The sequence below is a fragment of the Streptomyces sp. NPDC005803 genome, from assembly GCF_040630435.1.
Lineage (GTDB): Bacteria > Actinomycetota > Actinomycetes > Streptomycetales > Streptomycetaceae > Streptomyces.
On record NZ_JBEXXO010000026.1, the window covers coordinates 17,258 to 34,610 of the forward strand.

Below are 17,353 nucleotides of genomic sequence, written 5' to 3' on the forward strand. Positions count from 1 at the left end.
AGGCCGGAACAAGATCCGACCACCCGCACACTCACGGAGGCACCATGCAACGCCGCACGTTCCTCATGGGCACCGCAGCGGGGGCGGCCCTGGCCGCCGCCCCCGTCGGCGGACCGCTGACCGCGAGCGCGACCGCCCCGGCGACCGTCCGCACCCTGGACGAGCTCCGGGCGGCGATCGACCGCGCCCGGCCCGGTGACCGGATCGTCGTCGCCGACGGCGCCTACACCGTCCCGCCGGACAGCCCCCTCGTGATCCGGAACAAGCGGGGCACCGAGCGCGCACCCGTGACCATCGCCGCCCGGACCCGCGGCGGCGTGGTCCTGGACGGCGCACACAGCTTCGTCATGGAAGCGTCCAGCCACATCACCCTCAGCGGCTTCTCCTTCCGCCAGAGCAGCACCCTGGACATCCCCCCGGACTGCTCGCACATCAGGCTCACCCGCAACGACTTCCACCTGGCCGACATCGAGGGCATGCACTACGTGATGGTGCGCGCGGACGACAGCACGGTCGACCACAACCACTTCCACGGCAAGAGCACACTCGGTATCTACCTCGGCATCGAGGGCGCGGGTACGGACGAGATGGCCCAGCGCGTCCACGTGTACCGCAACTACTTCTCCGACCACACCTTCGCCGGGTCCAACGGCGGCGAGCCGATCCGGCTCGGTGTCAGCCCCCGGGCGCTGTCCAGTGCCCATGCGGTCGTGGAGTACAACCTGTTCGAGCGCGCCGACGGGGACCCCGAGGCGATCTCGGTGAAGAGCTCGGACAACGTCATCCGGCACAACACCATCCGTGACAGCTTCGGCGGCATCGTCCTGCGGCACGGCAACCGCAACCGGGTGGAGGGCAACCACCTCGTCGACGGCACGGAAGGGGTGCGCGTCTACGGCGACGACCATGTGATCGTCAACAACTACCTCGCCGGCCTGTCCGGGCGCGCCCTGGTGATCGGCAGCGGTTCGGAACGCGACCACCTGCCCGGCGAGTCGCCCGAGAGCCGCCGCGGCAACGACGCCCCCGACCGTGTCCTCATCGTCTGCAACACCCTGGTGAACAACAACGGCACCCTCTCCGGCGAGAGTCATCGCCCGCACGAGCCGCGGGACGTCACCGTCGCCGACAACCTGTTCGTCGCGGACACGGGCGCTCTGGTCGAGATGGCGAACACCGTGCGCTTCACCTGGTCGGGCAACCTCCTGTGGGGCGCCGCCGCCGACGGCAACATGCCCGCCGGGGGCGGCACCCGGACCGACCCGCGGCTGGTGACGGACCCGCACGGCATCGCCCGGCCGGCCGCCGACAGCCCCGCGATCGACGCGGGCACGCTCCGGTGGCCGCCCGTCACCCACGACATCGACGGCCAGCCGCGCGGCCGGGCCCGGGACGTGGGCGCGCACGAGTACTCCCGCCGGGCACCGAGGCGCGGACCCCTGACCCCGGCCGACGTCGGCCCCGAGGCCGCCTGACCCCCTTCCCCCCGACGCAGGAGGCACCATGCAACGACGCACGTTCCTCAGAAGCACCGCCGTGGCCGCACTCACCGCCGTCCCCCTCACCACCTCGGCGGTGGGGAGCGCGTCGGCGGCCGACATCCAGGTCTCCTCCCTGGCCGCGCTCCAGAGCGCGATCAACGGCGCCGCACCCGGTGACCGGATCGTCGTCGCCGACGGCACCTACACGGTCCCCCCGGGAAGCTCCATCAACATCACCGGCAAGAACGGCACCGACTCCGCGCCCCTCACCATCGTCTCCAAGAGCCGCGGCGGAGCAGTGCTGCGCGGCGAGCGCGGGTTCGTGCTCAGCGGTTCGAGCAACATCGTCCTCAGCGGCTTCTCCTTCCGGCAGAGCACCACGCTGGAGATCCCGGCGGACTGCTCGGCGATCCGGCTGACCCGCAACGACTTCCAGTTCGCGGACAGCGGCGATCCGTACTGGGTCGTCGTCCGGGCGGACGACACGAAGATCGACCGCAACCACTTCCACGACAAGACCACGGCCGGCATCTTCATCGTCGTCGACGGCCCCGGCTCGACCGCCATGGCCCAGAACCTGCACGTCTTCCGCAACCACTTCTCCGACCACAGCTTCACCGGGGCCAACGGCGGCGAGCCCATCCGCCTCGGCGTCAGCGGCCGGGCCCTGTCCGCTGCCAAGGCGTACGTCGAGTACAACCTGTTCGAGCGCTGCGACGGCGACCCCGAGGCCATCTCCGTGAAGTCCTCGGACAACACCATCCGGTACAACACCATTCGCGACAGCCGCGGCGGCATCGTGCTCCGGCACGGCAACCGCTCCACCGTCGAGGGCAACCACCTGATCGACGGCACCGACGGGGTGCGGGTCTACGGCAACGACCACAAGATCGTCAACAACTACCTCAGCGGGCTGTCCGGCCGGGCCCTGGTGATCGGCAGCGGCACCACGCGCGATCACCACGCGGGCGAGACGGAGGCCGAGCGGCGGGGCAACGACGCCTGCGACCGCGCCGTGATCGCTCACAACTCCCTGATCGGCAACACCGGCACGCTCGTGGGCGAGACCCGGACGTACGCGCCGCAGGACGTCGTCGTCGCCGACAACCTGCTGGTCGGCGACACGGGAAGCCTCGTCGCGATGGGAGCCACCTCCGGCTTCACCTGGCAGTCCAACCTGCTCTGGGGGGCGGCCGCCAACGGCAACATCCCCAGCGGGGGCTTCACCAGGGCCGACCCCCGCCTCGCCCAGGGCGCGGACGGTGTGAAACGGCTGACGCCGGCCAGCCCGGCGATCGGCGCCGCCACGCTCGGCGGCACGGTGGTGGCCGACGACATCGACGGGGACCAGCGCGGCAGCGTACGGGACATCGGCGCCGACGAGTACGCGACGGCGCCCGCGCTCCGCCGCCCTCTCACCGCCGCGGACGTGGGGCCGAACGCCGCCTGAGCCGCACCGGTGACGGGGCACCGCCCACCGGCGCCGGTCCGCCCGCCCCGTCCGGGCGGACCGTACGACACCCCCGCGGGCCCACCGCAGGAAGGCAGTGCCATGAACGAGAAGAGTGGCCGCGGTGCGGCGGGCCGTGCCCCGGTCCGCCCGCCGGCCGGGCCGGACGCGGGCCGGACCAGGCTGGGCCTGTGCTCGGTCACCTACCGCCGGCTGCCCGCGATCGAGGTCGCGCGGTACGCCGCGCACGCGGGCCTGGAGGTGATCGAGTGGGGAGCGGACGTGCACGCGCCCGCGGAGGAGCCCGGCGCCGTCCGCACGGTGCGGGAGGCCTCCGACCGCTACGGGCTGGCCTGTTGTTCCTACGGTTCGTACTTCCGCGCCACCCCGGGCGAACTGGCCGGGTTCCCCGCCGTCGCCCGGGCCGCGACCCTGCTCGGGGCCGAGCGGGTCCGGGTCTGGGCGGGCGCCACCGGATCGCGGTACGCCCTGCCCGAGCAGCGGCACGCGACCGTGCGCTGTCTGCGGGAGGCGGCCCGGATCGCCGCGGACCACGGCCTCGGACTCGCGACGGAGTTCCACGGCGGGACGCTCACCGACTCCGTCGCCTCGACCGTCCGGCTGCTGGACGAGGTGGACGCCGACAACGTCCGTACGTACTGGCAGCCCCCGCTCGACACCCCCGACGAGGAGGCGCTGGCGGGGCTCGCCGAGCTCGGCGACCGGGTCGCCGCCGTGCACGCCTTCTCGTGGTGGCCGGGCAACACCCGGCTCCCGCTGGCGGACCGGGAGGGCCTCTGGACCGCCGCCCTCGGCCTGCTGGCCGGCCGGGGCGTCGAGGCGCTCCTGGAGTTCGTCCCCGGCGACGATCCCGCGGTGCTGACCCGCGAGGCCGCGACGCTGAGGCGCGCCGCGGCACGAACCCCGCCGGGCCGGACGTAGTTGACTGTACGTGCGCGGGGCACGAGGAGAGTCCCGCCCACCCCGCCCCACCTCGACGCCAGGACGGCAGACATGCACATCAAGGACGACGACACCCTCCTGTTCATCGGTGACTCCATCACCGACGCGGGCCGCGACCGGGCGGATGCCACGTCACTCGGCAACGGCTACGTCCACGAGATCGCGCGGTCCCTGCGCGGCCGGGCGCCCGGCGGGCCCGGCCCCCGGGTCATCAACCGGGGGATCAACGGCCAGCGCGTGTACGACCTCGAACCGCGCTGGGCCACCGACGTCATCGGCCACCGGCCCACCGTGGTCACCGTCAAGATCGGCATCAACGACACCTGGCGGCGCTACGACGGGGGTCTCCTCAGCCCCGTCGCCGAGTTCGGCGCCTGCCTCGACCGTCTGCTCGCCAGGACCGCGCACGAGCTCTCCGCACGGCTGGTCGTCATCACCCCGTTCCTCCTCCCGGTCCTGCCGGGGCAGGAGGACTGGTTCGAGGACCTGGCGCCGCGGACCGAGGCCGTCCTGCGGGCCGCCGCGGACAACGGGGCCCAGGTCGTCCGTGCCGACCTCCTCCTGCCCCGCGCGGCGCAGGACCGGCCGGCGGCGGAGCTGGCCGGGGACGGCGTCCACCCGACCCCCCTCGGACACCGGCTGATCGCCGATGCCTGGCTCGCCGCGGTCGGCTCCCCGGCCCCGGACCCGGTGCGGTAGCGGTCTGCCGGCGGGGCCGTGTCCGGGCGCGTGGTCCGGGCGGCGCGAGGCCCGGCGGTCCCGCCGGCGGTGCCGCCGCCGTCCGGATCAGCGATGGCCCAGGACGTTGATGACCCGCCCGTTCGGATCACGTACGAAGAACCGGCGCACGCCCCACTCCTCGTCCTGCGGGCCGTACACGATCTCCGCGCCGGCCTCCGCCATCGCCGCGTACGCCGCGTCCACGTCCGCCACCTCCACGCTCAGGTCCGGGGTGACGGGGCCGGTCCGGTCGGCGGTCATGACGCTGATCTGGGCCGTGGGGCGGGAGGGGGAGGCGAGGGTCATGATCCAGCCGTGGTTCATGACCTCCTCGAAGCCCAGGAGACCGTAGAAGGCGGCGTTGGCGCGCATGGCCGCGGGGTCGGTACCGGTTTCGCCGCCGGTGCCGGTCGGGATGTTGGGGACGACGCGGCGGACGGACATCGTGACTCCTGGAGGTGGCCGGCGGTGGGCCGCCGAGCTTACGGAGCCGGGGAGCCGGCCGGCGGGCGCGCACCCGGGTGGCGTACCCGGGCCGCGGACGATTGCGGACCGTCCGGTCCGGTTCGGGCCGGCGGGTGGCCGCCGAAGACCGTCAGCTGGGGGCGCCGGTCTGGCTGGGTACGGTTTCCATGCTGCGGAGCAGCCGCTCACCGCGATCTTCGGCCATGTCCAGCGTGGCCAGGACGGCCGGCGTCGAGATGCTCGGCAGGACGTAGTGCAGCAGGACCGAGATCCGCCGCCCCAGGTCCTCGCGGTTGGACAGGACCTGGGACATCACCTGGATGCCGGAGAAGGAGCCCGCCAGCATCTCGGCGGCCTCGCCCGGATCCACGTGCGGCAGCAGCTCCCCCTGGCCCTTGGCCGCGGTCAGCAGGTGTTCGAGCCGGTCTATCCAGCCGCGGAAGGGCGTGCCCCGGTCGAGGCCCTCCACGGCCTGGTCCATGGCCAGGCCGACGCTGGCGCGGACCAGGGGCTCGTGGCGCAGGCGGTAGGCGAGGAGCATGCCCTGGTCCACCAGCTCCTGGAGCTTCGTCAGCTGGGGCGGCAGCGGATCGCTGTGCAGCTGTATGTCCATCACCCCGAGCGCCAGGTCCTCCTTCGAGGCGAAGTGGAAGTACAGCGCCCCCTTGGTCGCCCCCGCGCGCGCCAGGATCTCGCTGATGGTGGCGCTGCTGTAGCCGCGCTCGTCGAACACGTCGGCGGCCGCCACCAGGATCGACCGGCGGGTCTGGATCGCGCGCGCCTGCTGTGCCATCAGCTTCTCTCTAATGGTGGCGTGGTTGGCGCCACAGGGGGTTGGCTGGAAAGGAAAACCGGGCTGTCAGTATCTTACTGCGGGGCGGCTCGGCCCTTTGACTCGGATCCTCCTGGGGGAACTTCATGGTTCAGCTCACCTCACGCAGCGCTTCGATGTCGGTGGAGAGCGTCGAGCAGGCGGGACACTCCACGGGTGCCGGCCGTGCCGAGGCGTCCCCCGGGGGCCCGGAGGCGGCGCCCCCGGCCGGAGAGGAACCCGGCCGCAGAGAAGGATCACCCGACCGGCTGAGACAGCTGGTCCACCGGACCGACCCGCGCGACGTCTTCCCCACCGGGCTCACCCGGCTCACCGACACCCAGTTCTCGGTGTCGGCCCACTGGCCGCGGTCCCACCGCTTCTTCGCCCCCGTCGGCGGACGTCACCAGGACCCCCTGCTCATAGCCGAGACCATGCGGCAGACGACGATGCTGATCGCGCACGCCCAGTTCGGTGTGCCGGTCGGCGACGCCTTCGTGATGTGGGAGCTGCGGTACACCGCCATGTCCGAACGGCTCGAACTGGGCGACGACCCCTGGGACCTCACGGTGGACGTGTCCTGCTCCCGGATCCGCCGCCGGGGCCGCAGCCTCGGCTCCATGCACCTCGAACTCCTCCTGCACCGCCGCGGCACCGTGCTCGCCTCGGGCGGCGGCCGGATCAGCTGCACCTCGGCCGGGGCCTACCAGCGGCTGCGCGGCCACCGGAGCGCCGTGCTCGACACCCCGATACCCCTCCTGCCCGCCGTCGCGCCGCGCACGGTCGGCAGGACCTCCGAGAAGGACGTCGTCCTCTCGCCCGGCACGGAGCCGGGCACCTGGCTGCTGCGGCTCGACACCCGGCACCCCACGCTCTTCGGCCGCCCCAACGACCATGTGCCGGGCATCCTGCTGCTGGAGGCCGCCCGGCAGGCCGCGCACGCCGCCACCCCCGGCCGGCCCTTCCTGCCGACGGAGATGCGGGCCGACTTCCTCCAGTACGTCGAGCTGGACCGCCCCTGCCTGATCGAGGCCACGTCGCTCCCGGCCGGCGCCGGCTCGCCCGCCGGTGTGTTCGTACGGGCCGTTCAGGACGGCGAACCCGCCTTCACCTGCACCCTCCACTCGCCGGGCCGCCTCGCGGCCGGGCCCGGCGACGCCAGAACGGACCTCTCATGACCCCCCGCGTCCTCATCACCGGCGCGACCGGTTTCATCGGCAGCCGCGTGGTCGCCGCCGCCCGCGCGACGCCCGGGGTCCGGCTGCGCCTGATGACCCACCTGACCGCGCTCGACGGCCCGGCGGCCGGGCCCGGCTGCGAGACGGTGTACGGGGACCTCACCGACCCCGGATCGCTGCGCGGCAGCTGCGAGGGCGTCGACGCCGTGATCCACTGCGCTTCCCGGATCGGCTCCGACGAACAGACCGCCCGGGCCGTCAACGACCACGGAACCCGTGCGCTGGTCGACGAGGCCGTACGCTGCGGGGTCGGCCGGATCGTCCAGTTGAGCACCGCGTCCGTCTACGGCCGCGGCCCCTTCACGGCGCTGCTCCCCGGCGAGGCCGAGCCCGCCCCCGCCTCAGCCACCAGCCTGACCCGGGCCGCCGCCGAACAGCACGTCCTGGCGGCCGGCGGAACCGTTCTGCGCCCGCACATCGTGCACGGGGCGGGGGACCGGTGGGCGATCCCGGGGCTGGTCGCCCTGCTGCGGTACCTGTCGGCCGCGCCGGCCGGCTGCGAGGCCCGCCATTCGCTGATCGACGTCGAGAGCCTGGGCCGCGCACTGCTCGGGGCGGCGCTCGCCCCACAGCCGCCGGCCGGTGTCTACCACGTCAACCACCCCGAGCCGGTGACGTGCTCGGACCTGCTGTCCACGGTCCTCGGCGCACTCGGGCTCCCGTGGGCGGGCACCGAGATCAGCCTGGACGAGGCCCGTGCCCGGCTGGCCGGCGTCCCGTACGCCTCGCACCACTTCGAGATGCTGACCGTGGACCACTGGTTCGCCGACGAGCGGGTCGGGCCGGACCTCGGCTGGGCGCCGGGGCCGGACTTCCGGACGTCGTTCGCCGCCCACGCCCCGTGGTACCGGGAGTTCCTCAGCCGCTGACGCCCGCGCGGAGGCGGGCTCCCCTCACGCGCCCGACGGTGCGGGGATCCGGGTGCCCGTCCCGCTCACCCGCACGCGCGGGTCGCCCGCCCGCAGGGTGACGGTCAGCGTGCCGGGGCGGCCCATGTCCGCACCCTGGTGCAGGGTCAGCTCGGCGGCCTCGGGGACGGCGGACAGGGTGCGCAGGTACGCGCCGAAGGCGGCCGCCGCCGCGCCCGTCGCCGGGTCCTCGACCACACCGCCCACCGGGAACGGGTCGCGGACGTGGAAGACGGTGTCCGAGGCACGCCACACCAGCTGGAGCGTGGTCAGGTCCAGCCGGTGCATCAGCGCTTCGAGGCGCGCGAAGTCGTAGGAGAGCGCGGCCAGCCGCTCACGGGTCGCGGCGGCCAGCACCAGGTGGCGGGCGCCCGCGTAGGCGATCCGGGGCGGCAGGGCCGGGTCGAGGTCGGCGGCGGGCCAGTCCAGCGCGGCCAGCGCCTGCGCCAGGTCCTCGGGGGCGATGTCCGTGACGTGCGGCTCCACGCTGGTGAGGGTCGCCCGCAGTTCGTTCCCCTCGCGGACGACGGTGACCGGCACCGGGCCGGCCGCGGTGGCGAACTCCAGGTCCCCCGGGCCGTCCCGCTCGGCGAGGGCCAGGGCGGTGGCCACGGTGGCGTGACCGCAGAACGAGACCTCGGCCTTCGGGCTGAAGTAGCGGATCGCGTAACCGCGCGCCCCGGGCTCCGACGCCTCGGTCCGGCCGGTCAGGAACGCCGACTCGCTGTAGCCCAGCTCCGCCGCGACGGCGAGCATGCCGGCCTCGTCCAGACCGGAGGCGTCCAGCACGACACCGGCCGGGTTGCCGCCCGCCGGGTCGGCGGAGAAGGCGGTGTAGCGCAGGACCGAGGTCTCGGGAAGATCAGCCATGTGCGGGACAACCTGGCCACGGCCCGCGGCATTCCCCCGTCCTCCCGCCCGCCCCCTCGCCGGGCGGGACCACGGGGGAATGCCGCGGGCCGTGGCGGCCGGCTCAGTGGCAGTTCTTGACGCCGGTGCCCGACTTCGTCCAGGCGCAGGAGTCCAGGAGCGTGCCGTTCGGCTTGATCAGCCGTGCCTTGTCCCCGGTGTTGTTCCAGACGTACGAGCCGCGGTTCCAGTACACGTGCCCCGCGCTGTTCTTCGCCTTGCCGGTGTGGACCTTGACGGTCTTGCCCGCGCCGATGCCATACGCGGGGAAGGTGTAGGTGTAGCCGGTGTTGTCCTTGAGCTTGTAGCCCTTCAACTGCACCGTCGACTTGGTGGAGTTGTGGATCTCGACCCACTCGGCCCTCAGCGAGGTGGTGGACCGGGTGTCCTTGCCGGGGCTGTCGTACTGGATCGTGCCGAGGTGCACCCCGCTCCGGTGCTTCGCGGCCGAGGCCGGGGCCGCCAGGAGCAGCGAGCCCGCGAGGGCGGTGGTGGCGGCCAGGGCGAGGGGCGCCGCGATGCGTATGCGCATGCTGTGTTCCTTGTGTGGAGTTCCGGTGAAGGCGAACCGTGAGCATAAGGGCAGCACGCGCTTGCCGGACCCGGCGGAACGCATCCGGCTGATTTCGGTCGTCCAGGTATGAGGAGTGGTCAGTTCCGGTGCCGCGAAAGGCGGTTGCGCTCCGGATCCGTCAACCCCGGCCCACGTACGGCATCGTCGTGGCCATCACCGTGGCGAACTGGACGTTCGCCTCCAGCGGCAGCTCCGCCATGTGCACCACCGTCCGGGCCACGTCCGCGGCCGCCATCACCGGCTCCACGGCCAGCTCGCCGTTGGCCTGGAGGGTTCCGGTCCGCATCCCCTCGGTCATCTCGGTCGAGGCGTTGCCGATGTCGATCTGCCCGCAGGCGATGCGGTACGGGCGTCCGTCCAGCGACAGCGACTTCGTCAGGCCGGTCACCGCGTGCTTGGTCGCGGTGTAGGCGACCGAGTGCGGGCGCGGCGCGTGGGCGGAGACCGAGCCGTTGTTGATGATCCGCCCGCCCTGCGGGTCCTGTTCCTTCATCTGCCGGTACGCCGCCTGCGCGCACAGGAAGGCGCCCGTCAGGTTCACGTCGACCACCGTGCGCCAGTCGTCGGGGGAGAGGTCCTCGACCGGCACGGCGCGCGGCCCGAAGGTGCCCGCGTTGTTGAAGAGGAGATCGAGGCGGCCGAAGCACTCCCGTACGGAGGAGAACAGGGCGTCCACGTCGCCCGGGCGCGACACGTCGGCGGGGACGGTGATCACCCGGGCATCCGGCCCGGCCAGTGCGGCCGTCTCGGCGAGCGGCTCCGGCCGGCGGCCCGCCAGCGCCACCGACCAGTCGGCGCCGCTCAGTGCCAGGGCCACCGCGCGGCCGATTCCGGAGCCCGCGCCCGTGACCACAGCCGTCTTCGTCGAGGAGTTCAACGGTTCGTCGCTCATGGTGCGGCAGCGTACGCCCAGCTGCCCGCCGGCCGGCTCCGGGCGTGAGGGCCGGGGGGTCGCGGCGCGCGCGTCCGGGCGGGGGCCGCCCCTGGGGGGTGATTCCCGTGCCCGATTCCGGCGATTCCCCGGTATCGGCCCCCTCGGTTGATGATCATGGATTTGGCCGCGTACGCGGAGTTTGCCCCCGGGGATCCATTCCTGCCGCGTTCCTCATCCAGGCGACGCCCGTGCGACGCGAGCACGCCAACCGCCCGATGTGCCGGCCCGGTGGACTTCCCCCCATCACCACCAGTCAGGGGAGGGACAAAGATGACGCACTCATCGCACCAGCAGGAGCTGCGGGACGCGGCCCGGCACACCGGCCGCCGACGCTTTCTCACCGTCACCGGAGCCGCCGCGGCGCTCGCGTTCTCCGTCGGCCTGCCGGCCGCGGGAGCGGCGAGCGCCGCCGAGCTCGACACCCGGCAGATCGGCGAGGACCCGTTCACCCTCGGCGTCGCCTCCGGCGACCCGCTGCCCGAATCCGTCCTCCTGTGGACGAGACTCGCGCCCCGCCCGTTCGAGCCCGACAGCGGACTGCCCGCCGCCCGCGTCGAGGTGCGCTGGGAGCTGGCCCGCGACGAGCGCTTCCAGCGCGTCGTCCGGCGCGGCACCGCCACCGCCCACCCGGAGTTCCACCACAGCGTCCACGTGGAGGTCAAGGGCCTCGCCCCGGACCACGTCCTCTACTACCGCTTCCGCGCCGGACAGTGGACCAGCCCGGTCGGCCGGACCCGCACCGCGCCCGCCCCCGGCGCCCACAAGCGCGAACTGAGCCTGGCCGCCGTCTCCTGCCAGGCCTACCACGACGGCTACTTCACCGCGTACAAGCACCTCGCCCAGGAGGACGTCGACGTCGTCTTCCACCTCGGCGACTACCTCTACGAGTACGCCGTCAACGCGGCCGGCGGGGCCCGCAACTACACCGACCGCACCCTGCCCGCCCTCTTCAACCGCGAGACGACCACGCTGGAGGACTACCGGCTGCGGTACGCCCTGTACAAGTCCGACCCGGACCTGCGCGCCGCCCACGCCGCGCACCCGTTCGTCGTCACCTGGGACGACCACGAGACGGAGAACAACTACGCGGGCGACACCCCCGAGAACAGCGTGCCGCCCGAGGAGTTCCTGATCCGGCGGGCCGCCGCCTACCGCGCCTACTGGGAGAACCAGCCGCTGCGCGCCCCGCAGCAGCCGCAGGGTCCGGACATGCGGCTCTACCGGCGCCTGCGGTTCGGCCGGCTCGCCCAGTTCGACATCCTCGACACCCGCCAGTACCGCAGCGACCAGGCGTACGGCGACGGCTGGCAGACCCCCGGCCCCGAGTCCGAGGACCCGTCGCGCACCCTGACCGGCGCCGCCCAGGAGCGCTGGCTGATCGACGGCTGGCGCCACTCGAAGGCCACCTGGAACGTCGTCCCGCAGCAGGTCACGTTCGCCCGGCGACGCAACGTCCCCACCGACGCCTACCAGCTCTCCATGGACTCCTGGGACGGCTACCCGGCCTCCCGGGACCGCGTCCTGAGGGGCGCCGAGGCCACCGGGGTGGACAACCTCATGGTGCTGACCGGCGACGTGCACGTCGGCTACGCCTTCGACCTGAAGCGGGACTTCGACGACCCCGCCTCCCGCACCGTGGGCACCGAGATCGTCGCCACCTCCATCACCAGCGGCAAGGACGGCTCCGAGAAGCCGGCCAACTGGACGAACCTCACGACCGCCAACCCGCACATGAAGTACTACAACGGGCGGCGCGGCTACGCCGTCGTCACGCTCCAGGAGCGCCAGGCGCGTGCCGACTACCGCACGGTGTCCGCGGTCACCACGCCCGGCGCCCCCGTGACGACGGCCGCCTCGTTCGTCACGGAGGTGGGCAACCAGGGCCTGACCCCTGCCTGAGGGGCGGTGGGACGGCCTCGCGCGGGGCGGCCACCCGGCAGCCGCGACCGCTGCCCCCTCCGTCAGGCGTCAGGACGGCAGGCCGTCCACGGGGTAGCGGACGCCGACGCGCTCACGTACCGCGTCGAGCGTCCGCATCACCGCGAGCGAACCGTCCAGCGGCACCAGCGGGGACTCCGTCTCGCCCGCCCGGACCGCCCGCATCACCTCGGCCGCCTCGTACTGCATCCCCGACAGGCCCTGCGGACCCGGGCCCGTGCCGATCTCCTCGGGCTCGGCGCCCGCCCGGCGCAGCACGAAGCTCTGCGGGTGGAAGAAGCTGTGCGGGAAGTCGATCCGGCCGGCCGTCCCGATGACCGTGGCCGCCGTCGGGTGGTGCCCGACGATCGAGCAGGAGAGCAGCGCGTTGGCGCCCGACTCCCAGCCCAGCAGCATGCCGGTGTTCAGGTCGACGCCCTCCGGCGACAGCAGCGCGTCGGCCTGGACCCGGTCCGGCTCGCCCAGCAGCAGGTGGGCGAACGACACCGGATAGACCCCGAGGTCCAGCAGGGCCCCGCCGCCCAGCGCGGGATCGCGCAGCCGGTGCCCGGCGTCGATGTCACCCGCGAAGCCGAAGTCGGCCTGCACGGTGCGGATCTCGCCGATCGCCCCGTCCCGCACGAGCTCCGTCATCCGCCGGATGACCGGGTTGCAGTACGTCCACATCGCTTCCATCAGGAAGACGCCGCGGTCCCGGGCGAGCTTCACCAGCTCCCGGGCCTCACGCTCGTTGAGCGTGAACGCCTTCTCGCACAGCACGTGCTTCCCGGCCTCCAGGGCGAGGGCGGCAGCCTCCCGGTGCGCGGAGTGCGGGGTGGCCACGTACACGACGTCGACCTCCTCGTCGGCGACGAGCCCGGCCCAGCTCCCGTACGCCCTCGGTATGCCGAACCGCTCCGCGAACGCCTGCGCCGAGGCGTCCGTACGGGAGGCCACGGCCACCACCTCCGCATCGGGCATCGCCTGCAGGTCAGCGGTGAAAGTCGCCGCGATCCCCCCTGTCGCCAGCACGCCCCAACGGACAGTCCTGCTCATGCACGCTCCCAAAAAGGTGTCGACCACTCCGACTGAGCTGAGAGCATAGAGGCGGATTCAACAACTATGGAGATGAGAATGCCGGAGAGCGGCGTCAGCCGGGCCCAGCAGATACCCACGACCGACACCGACACCGGGACCGGGCTTCCCCCCGTCACCCCGGCACCCGCCCTCGCGGCCGCCCGGCGCACCGGACTTCTCGTCACCCTGGTCCTCGGCGGACTCACCGCGCTGCCGCCGCTGTCCATGGACATGTACCTCCCGGCGCTCCCCGCCGTCACCGACTCGCTGCACGCACCCGCCGCGACGGTCCAGCTCACCCTGACCGCCTGCCTCACCGGCATGGCCCTCGGCCAGGTCGTCGTCGGCCCGATGAGCGACCGCTGGGGCAGGCGCCGGCCGCTGCTCCTCGGCATGGTCGTCTACGTACTGGCCACCGCGATCTGCGTCTTCGCCCCGACCGCCGAACTCCTCATCGGCTTCCGGCTGGTCCAGGGCCTCGCGGGCGCGGCCGGCATCGTCATCGCCCGGGCCGTCGTGCGCGACCTGTACGACGGCGAGGACATGGCGAGGTTCTTCTCGACGCTGATGCTGATCTCCGGCGTCGCCCCCGTCATCGCCCCCGTCATCGGCGGACAGGTCCTGCGGATCACCGACTGGCGGGGCATCTTCGCCGTCCTCACCGTCGTCGGCGTCCTCCTCACGCTCGTCGTCCACAAGTGGCTGCACGAGACCCTGCCGCCCGCCGAGCGCCACACCGGCGGCGTCGGCGACGCGCTGCGCACCATGCGCGGGCTGCTCTCCGACCGCGTCTTCAGCGGCTACATGATCGCGGGCAGTCTCGCCTTCGCGGCTCTCTTCGCGTACGTCAGCGCCTCACCGTTCGTCGTGCAGGAGATCTACGGCGCCTCGCCGCAGACGTTCAGCCTGCTCTTCGGCATCAACTCGATCGGGCTGATCGCGGTGGGCCAGATCAACGGCAAGATCCTGGTCGGCCGGGTCAGCCTCGACAAGGCGCTCGGCTTCGGGCTCGCGGTCATCGTGCTGGCCGCGACGGCGCTGCTGCTGATGACGTCCGGCGTCTTCGGGGACGTCGGTCTCGTACCGGTGGCCACCGGTCTCTTCGTGCTGATGTCGGCGATGGGCCTGGCGATGCCGAACACCAACGCCCAGGCGCTGATGCGCACCAAGCACGCCGCCGGATCCGCCTCCGCGCTGCTCGGCACGTCCTCGTTCCTGATCGGCGCCGTCGCCTCGCCGCTCGTCGGGATCGCGGGGGAGGCGACGGCCGTGCCGATGGCCGTCGTGCAGCTGGTGTGCGCGGTGGGTGCGATGGCGTGCTTCCTGGTGCTGTGCCGCCCCTGGCAGCAGGTGGCCGCGCGCCCCTGAGGCGGCGACGGCGGGGCAGCGGGCCCCCACGCGGAGGATCAGTCCGCCCGCGGGTAGCCGATCAGGTGCAGCCGGTCCCTGTCGTCGGTCCAGCGGAACAGCCCGACCCCCTCCGCGCCCTCGGCGCCCGGCACCCGCGCGTTCGGCGCCAGCATCTGCGTGTTCCCCGACGAGAGGTCCGCCTCGACCGGGAAGCCGCCCCCGGCCAGCACGTCCGCCGCGTTGCGCACGCTCGTCGCCCCGTACGCCGTCCCGTCGTCGGTCACGGACGCCAGGGCGAGCGTGCTGGACCCCTCGGCGTCCTCGAAGCAGTAGCCCTTGCCGGCCTCCAGATCGAACCCGAGGTTCCCGGCCACCAGGTAGCCGCCCGACGGCGAGAGGACGGCCTGCGGGTACTGGCCCGGCGCGATCGCCGGCTTGTGGCACCGCACGGACACCAGCGCCTTGCCCGTCTCCGTGTCGTGCACCGTCCACAGCTCGTGGGTCGCGGCGAGTTCCGCGCCCTTCGCGAGCTGCCATCTCGCCAGCACCACGCCCGGGGCCACGGAGGTCGGGACGCCGCTCAGCCGGTCGGCGCCCCTGGGGGCCGTGTTCCGGCTGAACCAGCCGCCCTGCACCCAGAACTCCCGGGCCCCGCTCACCAGCAGCCCTTTCGACGTCAGCCCGCGCACCTCGGTGAGCTGCCTGCAGGACGCGCAGCCCGGCGGGTACTTCAGCGCCTTGGCGGGGACCTTGGTGACCCTGCCGGTCGCCGGGTCCACCACCGCGCTCGTGGTCCCGCCGTCGCCGATCACGATGCCGGGGCCGGTGGCGGTGACGGTCGGCACCGAGGCCCACGGCACTTCGACACGCTGCCGGCCGCCGTCCTCCACGGCGTACACGTCGAGCGAGACGATCCGGTCGGCGGGCGCCGGAGCGCTCTCGCCGACCTTCCCGTACGACCAGGTCACGAAGTACTCCTGGTCGTCCGTGGTGACGGTGAGCAGCTTCGGGAAGTGCGCCGCGGCCGGCGGGCGCCAGGGGTCCCCGCTCCAGCCGGCCCGTCCGGTCTCCGAGTCGATGGTCCGCAGCCGGTACTCGCCCTCCGCCGTCCGCACCAGATACGCGAGCCGCCCGGTCGTGCGCGAGAGCGCGTAGTCGGGAGAGGTGTCGGTGAGCTCCCAGCCGCGCCGCGTCGTGTACGTGGCCGGAACGGTCAGCTGCGTCGCCGGACCCGCGCTCCGGCGCACCGGCTTCGCCGGCCCCGCGTCGTCCTTCTCCCCGCCGCCACCACAGGTGGCCAGCAGGAGCAGCAGAGCCAGCACGAGGAGCCCGCCGACCAGAGCCAGGCGCACGACCCGCTGCCTCGTGGTCACCACGCCGGGCGGAGCCAGGCGCGCGAACTTCAGTCTCATGGTCCCCCCGATGAGCAATACCCGACCTCGCGCCGGTCAGCGTAGCAACTGGGCAGCAGGCCCCCGGCGTTGGTTGTGTCGCCGTTCCGTCCCGGTTTCGTGCGGGGCCGGGGCCGGTCCGCGTCCGCCTACAATTCCTCGGTGAACGCCACCCTCCCCACCGCGGAAGCCCTGCGCGCGGCCCTGGCCGGACTCCTCGACGGGCTGCCGCCCAAGCAGGCCGCCCAGGCCGTCGACCGGCTGATCGCCAACTACCGGGGAACCACTCCCACCGACGCGCCGCTGCTCCGCGACCGCTCGGACGTCGCCGCGTACGCCGCGTACCGGATGCCCGCGACGTTCGAGGCGGTACGGTCCGCCCTCGACGCCCTGCGCGACGCCGCCCCGGACTGGGCGCCCGCCACGCACACCGATGTCGGAGGCGGCACCGGAGCGGCGAGCTGGGCGGTCGCCGGGGCCTGGGAGGGGCCGCGGACCACCGTCCTGGACTGGGCCGAGCCGGCCCTCGCGCTGGGCCGCGAACTGGCCGGCGCGTCCGGCATCCCGGGACTGCGCGCCGCCGCCTGGCAGCGGGCCCGGATCGGCGCGGACCTCTCCCTCGACGCCACCGACCTGGTGACCGTCTCCTACGTGCTCAACGAGCTCACGCCGCAGGCCCGCACCGCCCTCGTCGACGCCGCGGCCCGGGCCGCGCAGGCCGTCGTGATCGTCGAGCCCGGCACCCCCGACGGCTACGCCCGCGTCATCGAGGCCCGCGACCGGCTGATCGCCGCAGGCCTCACCGTCGCCGCCCCCTGCCCGCACAGCGAGGCCTGCCCCATCGAGCCGGGCACGGACTGGTGCCACTTCTCCGCCCGGGTCAGCCGCTCCTCGCTGCACCGGCAGGTCAAGGGCGGCTCGCTGCCGTACGAGGACGAGAAGTTCAGCTACGTCGTGGCCACCCGCTTCCCCCCGCGGCCGGTGGAGGCGCGGGTCACGCGCCGGCCGCAGATCCGCAAGGGCCAGGTGCTGCTGGAGCTCTGCACCCGGGACGAGGCACTGCGACGTGCCACGGTCACCAAGCGGCACGGCGAGCTGTACCGCGCCGCCCGGGACGTCGACTGGGGCGACGCCTGGCCGCCCCCGCACGACGCGGAGGACTGAC

Annotated in this window: 16 protein-coding genes; 9 read left to right on the forward strand and 7 right to left on the reverse strand. The window is 73.3% G+C overall.

The genetic code is table 11. The features are described from left to right. Positions 1-44 precede the first annotated feature (44 nt). From ABZ454_RS30255 to ABZ454_RS30270, 4 genes are all read left to right on the forward strand, one after another. Positions 45-1,475 carry a polysaccharide lyase 6 family protein gene (locus tag ABZ454_RS30255; RefSeq protein WP_359542673.1) on the forward strand — a complete coding sequence of 477 codons (1,431 nt, stop codon included), beginning with the start codon at positions 45-47 and terminating at the stop codon, positions 1,473-1,475. A gap of 28 nt (positions 1,476-1,503) precedes the next feature. After that, complete coding sequence (locus ABZ454_RS30260; protein WP_359542675.1) at positions 1,504-2,931, forward strand: polysaccharide lyase 6 family protein; 1,428 nt, start codon at positions 1,504-1,506, stop codon at positions 2,929-2,931. A 102-nt stretch (positions 2,932-3,033) separates the two neighbouring features. Then, positions 3,034-3,873 carry a TIM barrel protein gene (locus ABZ454_RS30265; protein WP_359542677.1) on the forward strand — a complete coding sequence of 280 codons (840 nt, stop codon included), beginning with the start codon at positions 3,034-3,036 and terminating at the stop codon, positions 3,871-3,873. Positions 3,874-3,945: 72 nt separating this feature from the next. Next, positions 3,946-4,593 (forward strand): SGNH/GDSL hydrolase family protein, encoded by a 648-nt coding sequence (locus ABZ454_RS30270; RefSeq protein ID WP_359542678.1) that lies wholly within the window; start codon positions 3,946-3,948, stop codon positions 4,591-4,593. A gap of 87 nt (positions 4,594-4,680) precedes the next feature. Here ABZ454_RS30270 and ABZ454_RS30275 read toward each other — a convergent pair whose 3' ends face one another. After that, on the reverse strand, positions 4,681-5,058 hold the full coding sequence (locus ABZ454_RS30275; protein ID WP_359542679.1) for a VOC family protein: 378 nt from the start codon (positions 5,056-5,058) through the stop codon (positions 4,681-4,683). 151 nt (positions 5,059-5,209) lie between these two features. Beyond that, complete coding sequence (locus tag ABZ454_RS30280; RefSeq protein ID WP_356322174.1) at positions 5,210-5,872, reverse strand: ScbR family autoregulator-binding transcription factor; 663 nt, start codon at positions 5,870-5,872, stop codon at positions 5,210-5,212. Between the two features lie 125 nt (positions 5,873-5,997). On the opposite strand from ABZ454_RS30280, the gene ABZ454_RS30285 reads away from it, so the two are divergent. Both ABZ454_RS30285 and ABZ454_RS30290 read left to right on the forward strand, forming a co-directional pair. Then, a complete protein-coding gene (locus ABZ454_RS30285; protein WP_359542682.1) occupies positions 5,998-7,068 on the forward strand; it encodes a ScbA/BarX family gamma-butyrolactone biosynthesis protein in 1,071 nt (356 codons plus the stop codon). Beyond that, positions 7,065-7,997, forward strand: a complete 933-nt coding sequence (locus ABZ454_RS30290) for an NAD(P)-dependent oxidoreductase (RefSeq protein ID WP_359542684.1) — start codon at positions 7,065-7,067, stop codon at positions 7,995-7,997. The genes ABZ454_RS30285 and ABZ454_RS30290 overlap by 4 nt, the downstream gene beginning before the upstream one ends. 24 nt (positions 7,998-8,021) lie before the next feature. On the opposite strand, the gene ABZ454_RS30295 is transcribed toward ABZ454_RS30290, so the two are convergent. The 3 genes from ABZ454_RS30295 to ABZ454_RS30305 all read right to left on the reverse strand — a co-directional run bounded on the left by ABZ454_RS30295 (position 8,022) and on the right by ABZ454_RS30305 (position 10,411). Beyond that, the gene (locus tag ABZ454_RS30295; protein ID WP_359542688.1) at positions 8,022-8,906 is read right to left on the reverse strand and encodes a PhzF family phenazine biosynthesis isomerase; all 885 of its coding nucleotides are present in this window, start codon (positions 8,904-8,906) and stop codon (positions 8,022-8,024) included. Positions 8,907-9,009: 103 nt separating this feature from the next. Then, the gene (locus tag ABZ454_RS30300; RefSeq protein WP_359542691.1) at positions 9,010-9,477 is read right to left on the reverse strand and encodes a lamin tail domain-containing protein; all 468 of its coding nucleotides are present in this window, start codon (positions 9,475-9,477) and stop codon (positions 9,010-9,012) included. 160 nt (positions 9,478-9,637) lie between these two features. After that, on the reverse strand, positions 9,638-10,411 hold the full coding sequence (locus tag ABZ454_RS30305) for an SDR family oxidoreductase (RefSeq protein WP_359542693.1): 774 nt from the start codon (positions 10,409-10,411) through the stop codon (positions 9,638-9,640). A gap of 312 nt (positions 10,412-10,723) precedes the next feature. On the opposite strand from ABZ454_RS30305, the gene ABZ454_RS30310 reads away from it, so the two are divergent. Further along, positions 10,724-12,352, forward strand: coding sequence for an alkaline phosphatase D family protein (locus ABZ454_RS30310; RefSeq protein WP_359542695.1), 1,629 nt, complete (start codon positions 10,724-10,726; stop codon positions 12,350-12,352). A gap of 69 nt (positions 12,353-12,421) precedes the next feature. Here ABZ454_RS30310 and ABZ454_RS30315 read toward each other — a convergent pair whose 3' ends face one another. Next, positions 12,422-13,426: a Gfo/Idh/MocA family oxidoreductase gene (locus ABZ454_RS30315; protein ID WP_356322167.1), complete on the reverse strand. Its 1,005-nt coding sequence runs from the start codon at positions 13,424-13,426 to the stop codon at positions 12,422-12,424. 78 nt (positions 13,427-13,504) lie between these two features. Here ABZ454_RS30315 and ABZ454_RS30320 point away from each other — a divergent pair, with 78 nt between their 5' ends. Next, positions 13,505-14,815: a multidrug effflux MFS transporter gene (locus tag ABZ454_RS30320; RefSeq protein WP_356322166.1), complete on the forward strand. Its 1,311-nt coding sequence runs from the start codon at positions 13,505-13,507 to the stop codon at positions 14,813-14,815. A 38-nt stretch (positions 14,816-14,853) separates the two neighbouring features. Here the strand turns inward: ABZ454_RS30320 and ABZ454_RS30325 are convergent, their stop codons facing one another. Continuing rightward, positions 14,854-16,209 (reverse strand): hypothetical protein, encoded by a 1,356-nt coding sequence (locus ABZ454_RS30325; protein WP_356322165.1) that lies wholly within the window; start codon positions 16,207-16,209, stop codon positions 14,854-14,856. A 141-nt stretch (positions 16,210-16,350) separates the two neighbouring features. Here ABZ454_RS30325 and ABZ454_RS30330 point away from each other — a divergent pair, with 141 nt between their 5' ends. Beyond that, positions 16,351-17,352 carry a small ribosomal subunit Rsm22 family protein gene (locus tag ABZ454_RS30330; protein WP_359542699.1) on the forward strand — a complete coding sequence of 334 codons (1,002 nt, stop codon included), beginning with the start codon at positions 16,351-16,353 and terminating at the stop codon, positions 17,350-17,352. Position 17,353: the final 1 nt, after the last annotated feature.

What these genes read in the sequence shown, in the direction of transcription:
- ABZ454_RS30255 (WP_359542673.1), top strand. Translation starts at nt 45, where the DNA reads ATGCAACGCCGCACGTTCCTCATGGGCACCGCAGCGGGGGCGGCCCTG.
- ABZ454_RS30260 (WP_359542675.1), top strand. Translation starts at nt 1,504, where the DNA reads ATGCAACGACGCACGTTCCTCAGAAGCACCGCCGTGGCCGCACTCACC.
- ABZ454_RS30265 (WP_359542677.1), top strand. Translation starts at nt 3,034, where the DNA reads ATGAACGAGAAGAGTGGCCGCGGTGCGGCGGGCCGTGCCCCGGTCCGC.
- ABZ454_RS30270 (WP_359542678.1), top strand. Translation starts at nt 3,946, where the DNA reads ATGCACATCAAGGACGACGACACCCTCCTGTTCATCGGTGACTCCATC.
- ABZ454_RS30275 (WP_359542679.1), bottom strand. Translation starts at nt 5,058, where the DNA reads ATGTCCGTCCGCCGCGTCGTCCCCAACATCCCGACCGGCACCGGCGGC.
- ABZ454_RS30280 (WP_356322174.1), bottom strand. Translation starts at nt 5,872, where the DNA reads ATGGCACAGCAGGCGCGCGCGATCCAGACCCGCCGGTCGATCCTGGTG.
- ABZ454_RS30285 (WP_359542682.1), top strand. Translation starts at nt 5,998, where the DNA reads ATGGTTCAGCTCACCTCACGCAGCGCTTCGATGTCGGTGGAGAGCGTC.
- ABZ454_RS30290 (WP_359542684.1), top strand. Translation starts at nt 7,065, where the DNA reads ATGACCCCCCGCGTCCTCATCACCGGCGCGACCGGTTTCATCGGCAGC.
- ABZ454_RS30295 (WP_359542688.1), bottom strand. Translation starts at nt 8,906, where the DNA reads ATGGCTGATCTTCCCGAGACCTCGGTCCTGCGCTACACCGCCTTCTCC.
- ABZ454_RS30300 (WP_359542691.1), bottom strand. Translation starts at nt 9,477, where the DNA reads ATGCGCATACGCATCGCGGCGCCCCTCGCCCTGGCCGCCACCACCGCC.
- ABZ454_RS30305 (WP_359542693.1), bottom strand. Translation starts at nt 10,411, where the DNA reads ATGAGCGACGAACCGTTGAACTCCTCGACGAAGACGGCTGTGGTCACG.
- ABZ454_RS30310 (WP_359542695.1), top strand. Translation starts at nt 10,724, where the DNA reads ATGACGCACTCATCGCACCAGCAGGAGCTGCGGGACGCGGCCCGGCAC.
- ABZ454_RS30315 (WP_356322167.1), bottom strand. Translation starts at nt 13,426, where the DNA reads ATGAGCAGGACTGTCCGTTGGGGCGTGCTGGCGACAGGGGGGATCGCG.
- ABZ454_RS30320 (WP_356322166.1), top strand. Translation starts at nt 13,505, where the DNA reads ATGCCGGAGAGCGGCGTCAGCCGGGCCCAGCAGATACCCACGACCGAC.
- ABZ454_RS30325 (WP_356322165.1), bottom strand. Translation starts at nt 16,209, where the DNA reads ATGAGACTGAAGTTCGCGCGCCTGGCTCCGCCCGGCGTGGTGACCACG.